Here is a 1699-nt window from a genome sequence, read left to right on the forward strand (position 1 = left end):
GGATTATTTGGGCCCAGCATACCAAAATGTGACATCTCTAAATTGGGAAAATGTGACATTACTATATTGAATCTACAGAGCAAGCTGCCGCTCTGGCGTACAACGGATCTTATGGTAAATAACAGGATGTTTATAACGCCTTAATCTACTTTAATTTATTCAGTTTGAAACGAACATGAGAACCAGAATCGTCCATTAACTGCATTTTAACGTCAATGTCTTCATCAAAATATTCAGCACAGCCTTTTATTAATCCAAAACAAACATGTCCCATACAACGAGGTGAAAAGTAATCCATTATCAATTCATTTGAAGATATAAAAACAAGAACAATTTTTGGCATCTTCGCTTTAGGATACAACTTTTTCGCTTCATTGTGGATATAGGTTTCCAAGTAAACAATAAAATCAATAGTATTGTCTATCCGCATGATTTCAATTGGCAAACTAGTTACAAAAGGAAGAAAAACCTTCTGTCCCATTAATATAAGTAAATCATTTACCGATATTTTAGTTAATTCGCTTAACGCATTCATAAGCTTTAGGAGTCTATGGTGAGAATAATTGTAATTTTTAATGTACTTTTTATTGTCCTTGGTTTTTTTTATCATAGCATTACAAATATCGTTGCCAAAATTTGTATTGACAATATTAATGAACTCGATAAAAACAATTCCCATCATGTTTAATTAACCCCTCTTCGCTCAACGAATCAGCATATACACTATTTTCATTATCGCCAATAACATAAATAAAGTAGGATTTAATTGTATCTATATGTGATTTATATTGTTAAGGCAACCCCTGTTAAGGCAACCCCAATACGCACAAATTAAGTTATGGTAAATAGCCCACTTAAGGCACAAAAACAGAGCCTAGGCACCGCAAAACGCCCAAACAAACGATCTAACACACCTAAACGATCGCTTTTATCCCCAAAACGGCCGATCAAAATAGTACGAAAAAACCACCCCGTTGGATAAATAAAAGTCAGTCTTTTGTTAGGACTCAATTTAGCCTTGAAAGGGCTATTTTATGATGTTTGATCCCACTCTAATACTTAGTAATTAAAGAGTACATAAAGGCTTTCATTATCAATTATCTGTGGTAAATTACGCCCTCGATTTATTTTGGTCTGTTCAGTAGGGAAGCAGTATGTCAGGGAAGGTAGTAGCACTCCATCAATTGATGGAGCATGAAGCGTTAAGCATTGAAACCGATTTTTCTTATCTAAAAGACTCGGATTTAAAAGCCTTTTTAAGTACAGGCGAGTCATTATCCAACCTCAAAACCGCCCTCACTCGTGGTGAAAAATTACTCCTTGTCGACAAGCCCCGTGCGCCTATGTTCTTCATGGACTTTCCCAAGGCTGAGCTCAGCACAGAGGACAGACTTCAAATCATTCTGCATAGCTTAACGCCGATGCAAGTCAGGCAAGTGCATCCCGCCATCAATCCCGCGTATCCAAAAGAGATCATTAAAGCCATTGATAATCGCTTAGGCACCGTTGGCGGAGTAATGGTCGGTGGCAACCCTTACAAAAGCCCCTCATCGGGTAGCCTGCATCCTGCCAAGCCTATGAAACCTCTCACGCCAGAGCCGTTAGTTCCTGATCCAAAGCCTGAGCCAAAGGGGCCAGATAAGTTCGCCAAGTTCAAAGAGCGTGCTTATGGCAAAAAGGTCTTTGCTAAGTCGATTAT

3 protein-coding genes are annotated in these 1699 nt (G+C 38.3%); 1 reads left to right on the top strand and 2 read right to left on the bottom strand.

Translation table 11 applies throughout. The features are described 5' to 3' along the window. Nucleotides 1-145: 145 nt before the first annotated feature. Both Q0791_RS24780 and Q0791_RS24785 read right to left on the bottom strand, forming a co-directional pair. Complete coding sequence (locus Q0791_RS24780) at nucleotides 146-682, bottom strand: heme NO-binding domain-containing protein (RefSeq protein WP_299011935.1); 537 nt, start codon at nucleotides 680-682, stop codon at nucleotides 146-148. A 149-nt stretch (nucleotides 683-831) separates the two neighbouring features. Beyond that, complete coding sequence (locus tag Q0791_RS24785; protein ID WP_299011936.1) at nucleotides 832-1011, bottom strand: hypothetical protein; 180 nt, start codon at nucleotides 1009-1011, stop codon at nucleotides 832-834. A 143-nt stretch (nucleotides 1012-1154) separates the two neighbouring features. Between Q0791_RS24785 and Q0791_RS24790 the strand changes: the two genes are divergently transcribed. After that, the coding region (locus Q0791_RS24790; RefSeq protein ID WP_299011937.1) for a hypothetical protein at nucleotides 1155-1699 on the top strand (545 nt) is incomplete at its 3' end.

The organism is uncultured Shewanella sp., from assembly GCF_947495455.1.
GTDB lineage: Bacteria > Pseudomonadota > Gammaproteobacteria > Enterobacterales > Shewanellaceae > Shewanella.

Excerpts from the sequence above, each read along its gene's own strand:
- Q0791_RS24780 (WP_299011935.1), bottom strand. The coding sequence starts at position 682 with ATGATGGGAATTGTTTTTATCGAGTTCATTAATATTGTCAATACAAAT.